This is a genomic window from Flavobacterium sp., from assembly GCF_031411595.1.
GTDB lineage: Bacteria > Bacteroidota > Bacteroidia > Flavobacteriales > Flavobacteriaceae > Flavobacterium.
Genome location: NZ_JANOBI010000042.1, coordinates 49,811 through 56,880, shown reverse-complemented (window position 1 = coordinate 56,880; position 7,070 = coordinate 49,811). Strand labels below are relative to the sequence as shown.

Genomic DNA, 7,070 nt, shown 5'->3' with positions numbered 1-7,070 from the left:
CAAACACATAAAAAAACGGATTGCAAATACAATCCGTTTGATTTCAAGACTTAGTCTTAGTAGCGGGAACAGGACTCGAACCTGTGACCTTCGGGTTATGAGCCCGACGAGCTGCCTACTGCTCTATCCCGCGCTGTTTCGAGTGCAAATATACAACCTATATTGATAAACACAAGTTAAATTTGCAAAAAATTGCTTTGCCTCATAGTGCTGATTAGAAAAACGTTAGCTTTTTATCGCAGATAAACTAAAAGTATTTGTGTTGATACAATAAAAAAACCACCAATTCCCATTGGTGGTTTTAACCCTTTTAATTTAATTACAAAACAATTATTAACTATAAAAAACTTATTCTTCGTTGGTAAGTGCGGTACTTTTATCGAGTACCTTGAGGTTGGTTGCCAAACCTTGATCATTGATCATCGTCATATTGAGCGAATCAAGTTTCGATAGGTTTTTAGACACTGGTCCATTAAACAAATTGTAAGAGATATTCATTTCTTTTAATTTATTTAATTTCTCTAAGTCAAATGGAATTTGGCCTTCCATATTGTTATCGAACAAACTAAATACTTCAAGTTGTGTTAGGTTTGAAATTTCTTTTTCAAGCTTTCCTGTAAATTTGTTACTGTTTAAAAGCAGCACTTTCAAAGATCTCATTTCATAAAGAGAGAAAGGAATGGTACCTTCTAATTCATTATTATAAAGTGATAGTTTTTTCAACTTCTTGAGATTTCCAATTTCGTTTGGTAATCTTCCTGACAATTTATTCATGAACAATTCTAACATGATTAAATCGTCAATCCTTCCTATGCTGGTTGGAATGGTACCGGTCAGTTTGTTGAACGATATATTCATAATCTTTAGCAATTTCATATTCCCAACTGATTCAGGAATAACACCTGAAATTGAATTTCTAGTCAATTTCAATTTTTGAAGATATACTAAACTTCCAATTTCTGTTGGCAATTCGCCCACTAAATTATTGTTTGTTAAGTCTAAAGAGACGACTTTATCATCACTCAATTTAACGCCGTACCACTTGGATACCGGTTCTTCTAAGTTCCATTTGTTTTTCCATTGACTTCCGTTGGTTGCAATGTATAATTTTACTAATGCATCTTTTTCAGGTAATGAAACGTTCGCTAAAATGGGTGTCGACAAAATGATTGTCAAAAGTAGTAGTGTAATTTTTTTTCTCATGATTTGGGAGTTTTTTAGTGAGAATTAAATTCAAATTCAGATTATTTCATTAATCTTCGTTAGCATAAGCAGAGTTTTTGTCTACCACAGTTAAGTTTACCGCCAATCCTTTATCATTAATCATCGTCATATTCAACGTATCCAACTGTGCGAGATTTTTAGAAACCAAGCCGCTAAACATATTGTAAGAGATATTCATTTCTTTAAGATTATTCAATTTTTCAAGATCAAATGGTACTTGACCTTCCATGTTGTTTTCGAACAAACTCAAGTTTTCCAATGACGTTAAGTTCGCCACTTCTTTGTCTAATTTACCGGTCAATTTATTGCTGCTTAACAACAATACTTTCAATGATTTCATTCCGTATAAAGTCGCAGGGATAGTTCCTGTTAATTCATTATTAAATAAAGACAAAGTTTTTAGGTTTTGCAGGTTTCCGATAGAAGCCGGTAATTCACCTGTAATACGGTTCATAAACAATTCAACAGACACGAGTGCTGTAGCATTTGACAATGTTGTTGGCAATGTTCCTGAAAGTTTGTTGAAAGCGATATTTAATGTTTTCAATTGTTTCAAATTCCCAATGCTAGTTGGAATCAAACCAGAGATATCATTTTTGAATAAATTCAAGCTTTGCAGATTTACCAAATCACCAATTTCGTTTGGCAATTGCCCTACTAGATGATTGCTCGACAAATTCAACGCAATTACTTTATCGCCTTGCATTTTCACACCATACCAAGTAGCAACCGGCGTATTCAAATCCCATTTGTTGGTCCATTGACTTCCGTTTGTCGCTTTGTATAATTTTACTAAAGCTTCTTTTTCTGAAGAAGCACTATTTGCCATCATCGATGCTGTCGCAACAAAAGACAAGAATAAAGTAGTTAAATTTTTCATGATAAATGGTTTTACGTTTATTTGATGGTGTAAACATACATGTGATATCGATAATAAGCAAATAAAATCGACGAAATGCACTTTTTTTGATTTTTAAAATATAATTTTCTTACAATTATTAAAATTTGAAACGACAGAAAACCAATTCAAAAGATGAAAAAAAACTCAAAATAAAGCATCGTAAAAGAAAAAAAAAGTACATTTGAGTACTAACCAATTAAAACAAATAATTATGCACATCAATTTTTTAGCGCTACTAGCCGCTGCTTGTTCGACTCTGGTTGTTGGATTTATCTGGTATAATCCGAAAGTTTTTGGAAACGCCTGGATGAGAGAAACCGGAATGACTGAAGATAAAATGAAAGGTGCCAATATGGCTGTGACCTTTGGTGTATCTGTACTTTATGCTTTCTTCATTAGTTTTATTCTACAATTCGTGACCATTCACCAATTTGGTGCTTTGGGAATGATTGGTGGCGATCCTTCCATTGCCAAACCTTCTTATACTGAATTCATGGCTGATTATGGTTCAGCATATCGTACTTTCAAGCACGGTGCATTGCACGGTTTTATGACTGGTTTGTTCTTGGCTTTACCTGTTATAGGTGTAGGCGCGTTATATGAAAGAAGAAGTTTTAAATATACACTGATTGCCGGAGGTTATTGGGTGGTCAGCTTTATGGTCATGGGCGGCATTATTTGCGCTTGGCAATAAACACAACAACACATCAAAAGAAATCTCGATTTACAGTCGGGATTTTTTTATGCGATTACATCAATTGCTTTAGCTAAATCGAGGTCTTTATTCGTAACGCCTTTGGCATCATGCGTAGTTAATCGGATACTGACTTTATCATAATTATTCAACAATTCGGGATGATGGTTTCGCTTTTCAGCCGCCAATCCAACTTGAATAATAAAACCCAAGGCTTGAGAGAAAGAATTGAATTTGAAATTTTTAACGATGCTGTTGTTTTCAAAGTACCAATCTTTCAAATGCGACAATTCGCTTTTTATGGTTTCTGAAGTATAAATTATCATGATGCTATCTTTTGCTTAAAATTAGTTAAATTAAAACTAACATCGACTACTTTAAGATGAAATAGTTAAATTTGGCTCACTAGCACAAACAATTTGAATCCCTATACTTATCAGCTTTATTCTTCGGTATCACAACTTCCTGCTGATTGGAATGCTTTGGCTGTTGATAATGTTTTCCTTAGTACATCTTATCTTGAAGTGCTCGAGAAATCGGCTCCGTTAAACATGACTTGCCATTTTATTGGCTTATTTGAAAATGATGCTTTAATAGGTGTTGCGCTTTCGCAATTTTTAAATGTAAACGAATTGGAGTCTTTTGGCGATCGTGATCGATGCCTTAAAACTTCACTTCGGAACTTTGTGTTTAGGAATTTTGGTTCACATGTACTATTCATTGGAAACAATATGCTCACAGGTCAAAATGCATGTGCTTTTTCGAAAGGTTGTAATATTCCTAAGGCTTTGAAAACATTGCAATCAGCTGCCGAAGCTTTGCAAGCTGATTTCAAATCGAAAGGAAAGAAAGTACATATTCTTACTTTTAAAGATTTTGATGCGCATGAAATTTCGTTGTTTGACCCTGATGATTTCAAAGCATTTTACCAATTCAGCACACAACCCAATATGGTTTTTAGTGTGAACTCGAATTGGAAAACCGAGCAAGATTATATTGATGCATTGACCAAAAAATACCGCGATCAATACAAACGTGCCCGAAAAAAAGCCGATGGTATAGAAAAGCGAAAAATGCATTTGGAAGATATTTTGGCTCATGAAACTACTATTTATGATTTGTATTTTCATGTGGCGAAAAATGCGCCTTTCAATACATTCTTTTTAGCGAAGAATCACTTTAGTACTTTTAAGAGTATATTTCAGGATAAGTTCCTGTTTTATGGTTATTTCATCAATGAAAAGATGATCGGTTTCAACACGATGATTAAAAACGGGAAATCGCTTGATACTTACTTTTTAGGCTATGATGAATCGATGCAACGCGAAAAGATGTTGTATTTGAATATGCTCTACGATATGATTGCTTATGGCATTAAAAAAGAATTTGAAGAAATCATTTTTTCAAGAACAGCCTTAGAAATTAAAAGTTCAGTTGGTGCGAAACCAATCAAAACGTATGGTTTTATGAAGCATGAAAACAATATTCTGAATCGCTATATGTCGAAAATTTTTCCTTATTTAGAACCGGAAATGATTTGGCAGCAGCGCAATCCGTTTCAATAATATCCTTAAGATTTTAAAGACAGACAACATGCTTTTTGAGTTTGGTTTTTATAGTTCTCTACTGCTAATTTCCTTTTCGCAAGGAATCATCTACAGTGTTTTACTTTTAATAAAAGCCATTCGAACCGATAACAAATCCAATTATTGGCTGAGTCTGTTTGTGTTTTTATGCAGTCTATACATTGCTCCATGGATGCTGGGATTTGCCGGTTGGTATGACACACAGCCCTACCGAGACTTTCTATTTTATATGCCATTTCAGCACTTATTCTTTATTGGCCCGATTATTTTCTTTTATACACAAAGCCTACTAAATCCAAGTTTTCGTTTTAGCCGAACTGATGGTTTGCACTTTATTCCTGGAGTCCTCTATTTGATTTATATTTCTGGCATCGCCCTATATGATTTATTGCTCGTAAAAGACTATTATTTCTATGCTAATGGCATGGACAAAGACTTTGATGATTGGTATCAAAAAATAGGTTTTATATCGATGCTTCTTTATTTTATAATGAGTTTGAGGTATTACAATCGTTATAGAAAACTAATGTATCAAGTCGTGAGTTACGCAGACAGTGTATTATTTCAATGGGTCAGAACGTATTTAATTGCTTTCTTATTGATGTTGATTTTGCCCGTTGCTTTTAATATAGCTGCGTTTTTCTTTCCCGAATTAAATTCCTATAAAGGCAGTTGGTGGTTTTTCTTGTTTTTTTCGATAGTGATGTATTACATCGCGGTTTCGGGTTATGCGAATCCTGTTCATGCAACAATAGCTTTTCGAATGTCGGTTTTTGATAAAAATCCGTTGCTTTTAACTTCCGGAAATCAAAACCATGACACTACCGAAGAAACCATTATCGATATTGATTATGAAATCTTTGAAGAAAAACCTTCACCGGAGCTTGAAGCATGGAAAATAAAAATCGAAGCTTTAATTCAAGAAGAAAAACTCTATCAAAATCCAGAATTAACCTTGGCCGATGTATCGAAAAAACTGGCCACTAATGCTTCTATAATTTCTAGAACAATCAATCAAGGGTTTCAAATGAACTTTAACGACTTCATCAACAACTATCGAATTGAAGCTGTAAAAACCATGTTTCAAAATGGCGGACACAAAAAGTCGACGTTGCTCGGAATTGCTTTCGATTGTGGATTTAATTCGAAAGCTACTTTTAATCGAGCTTTCAAAAAAAATACTGGTTTTTCCCCTAAAGAATACTTAGAAAAAATATAATCTCTTTGTTTGTAATACTTCACAACTTATTTTAAATAGGTCTCAAATCATAATTTGAAGCGATTGATGGTGGTTTATGGTGCAACTTTGCCCTGTAATTAACCATTAAATCAAAAATTATGAAAACGATTTTGACAAGTTTAGCCTTCTCTATTTTTCTTGCTTCTTGCAGCTTAACCTCGAATACGATTATCAAACCTAATGATAGTTTTGTTTTGGGAAACAACCAACACGGTTCGTTTAAAGTCAAATTAAAAAATGTCTCTAAAAATAATCTTGAGATTTTTCATGCTCCAAATGGTGGCGGAAAACATTCCTCTCAAAAAGTAAAGCCCAATGAGTATGCAACAGTAGAAGTAGATCGCAACACAGCCTTAGTAATCAGCAATACTTCTAAAGATACTGCTTCTGTTGATTTGAAAGTCACCGGAGATACAGGATTATCAATGGGATATAAAAATTAACGGGGTTCAATCATCAAATCAAAATGTTAAATCTAAAATGCTATTATTATGAAAAATATTTTAAAAAAAATAACACAACCCACAGTCTTGCCTTATTGGTCGCAAGATTTGCTTTTGGCGATACCTAGAATTGTGTGCGGTTATTTATTGACCTCAGATTTCGGTGCTGCAAAATTCGGTTTGCCTTGGTCGCCAGTCGATAACAATTTAGGCCTTTTCGAAGTGGCCTTTTGGTTTCCGAAAGATGTGGCAGCCTATGGTGGAATTTTCGCAATTGCTCCGGCATTCTTTGCTTGGATGGGCGCTTTTAGTGAAGCCGTTGGTGGTTTGTTTCTGTTGTTTGGTTTGCAAACGCGTGTCGCTTCTTTTTTGATTTTTTGTACGATGCTCGTGGCTATATTCATGCAACAAATTCAAAACGGTTTATGGAATTGCCTACCAGCTCTCGGCTTTTTGTGGGTGAGTCTATTGACTATGGTTTTAGGTTCAGGTCGATTTGGAATTGATTATTTAATTTTTAAAAAATACAGCCATGAAACGATATAACCTTATTATCCTTGGATTTTTTTTGTTGCTTTTTAGTAGCTGTGTACAGAAATCCTACAAACGAACTGTAGTTTTTACGCTTGATGTTTCAAGAATGAAAGACGTTAAAAGTGTGGGTATTCGAGGAAATGATAAGCCGCTGAACTGGGATAGCGATTTTGAAATGACGCCAATAAAAAAAGACAGTCTTTATCAAGTTGTAGTTACCGGGGAAACGGGTTACTTATTCACAGAAGTAAAATTTACGGTGAATCATGATTTTGAATTGAAAGAGCAATCCAACCGGCGTATTGTTTTTTCTGAAAAAGACACGACTTATTATCACGCGGTTTTTAATAAGCTATAAAAAAACTTCTGACTTACTTGATAGCCCTAGCCCCGATAGCAACGGTATCCTTTTGTTCTGGTGTTCAGAACAAAAGATTTAGTGGATAGC

The 7,070-nt window shown here is 34.4% G+C and carries 9 protein-coding genes and 1 tRNA gene; 6 read left to right on the top strand and 4 right to left on the bottom strand.

All coding sequences use genetic code 11. From position 1 onward, the window contains the following. Positions 1-60 precede the first annotated feature (60 nt). The 3 genes from RMO03_RS10070 to RMO03_RS10060 form a co-directional block, all read right to left on the bottom strand. A tRNA-Met gene (locus RMO03_RS10070) sits at positions 61-133 on the bottom strand. 215 nt (positions 134-348) lie between these two features. After that, on the bottom strand, positions 349-1,203 hold the full coding sequence (locus tag RMO03_RS10065; RefSeq protein ID WP_309641974.1) for a Two component regulator three Y domain protein: 855 nt from the start codon (positions 1,201-1,203) through the stop codon (positions 349-351). Positions 1,204-1,252: 49 nt separating this feature from the next. After that, entirely contained in the window at positions 1,253-2,104 is an 852-nt protein-coding gene (locus tag RMO03_RS10060) for a Two component regulator three Y domain protein (protein ID WP_309641973.1), read from the bottom strand. Between the two features lie 232 nt (positions 2,105-2,336). On the opposite strand from RMO03_RS10060, the gene RMO03_RS10055 reads away from it, so the two are divergent. Next, positions 2,337-2,819 carry a DUF1761 domain-containing protein gene (locus RMO03_RS10055; RefSeq protein WP_309641972.1) on the top strand — a complete coding sequence of 161 codons (483 nt, stop codon included), beginning with the start codon at positions 2,337-2,339 and terminating at the stop codon, positions 2,817-2,819. A 47-nt stretch (positions 2,820-2,866) separates the two neighbouring features. On the opposite strand, the gene RMO03_RS10050 is transcribed toward RMO03_RS10055, so the two are convergent. Next, entirely contained in the window at positions 2,867-3,145 is a 279-nt protein-coding gene (locus tag RMO03_RS10050) for a 4a-hydroxytetrahydrobiopterin dehydratase (protein ID WP_309641971.1), read from the bottom strand. A 93-nt stretch (positions 3,146-3,238) separates the two neighbouring features. On the opposite strand from RMO03_RS10050, the gene RMO03_RS10045 reads away from it, so the two are divergent. The 5 genes from RMO03_RS10045 (at position 3,239) to RMO03_RS10025 (ending at position 6,980) form a co-directional block, all read left to right on the top strand. Beyond that, a complete protein-coding gene (locus RMO03_RS10045) occupies positions 3,239-4,384 on the top strand; it encodes an 8-amino-7-oxononanoate synthase (protein ID WP_309641970.1) in 1,146 nt (381 codons plus the stop codon). A gap of 28 nt (positions 4,385-4,412) precedes the next feature. Next, complete coding sequence (locus RMO03_RS10040) at positions 4,413-5,624, top strand: AraC family transcriptional regulator (RefSeq protein WP_309641969.1); 1,212 nt, start codon at positions 4,413-4,415, stop codon at positions 5,622-5,624. 119 nt (positions 5,625-5,743) lie between these two features. Further along, on the top strand, positions 5,744-6,088 hold the full coding sequence (locus RMO03_RS10035) for a hypothetical protein (protein ID WP_309641968.1): 345 nt from the start codon (positions 5,744-5,746) through the stop codon (positions 6,086-6,088). 48 nt (positions 6,089-6,136) lie between these two features. Beyond that, the gene (locus RMO03_RS10030; RefSeq protein ID WP_309641967.1) at positions 6,137-6,634 is read left to right on the top strand and encodes a DoxX family protein; all 498 of its coding nucleotides are present in this window, start codon (positions 6,137-6,139) and stop codon (positions 6,632-6,634) included. Then, complete coding sequence (locus RMO03_RS10025; RefSeq protein WP_309641966.1) at positions 6,621-6,980, top strand: hypothetical protein; 360 nt, start codon at positions 6,621-6,623, stop codon at positions 6,978-6,980. Before RMO03_RS10030 ends, RMO03_RS10025 begins: the two co-directional genes overlap by 14 nt. Positions 6,981-7,070: the final 90 nt, after the last annotated feature.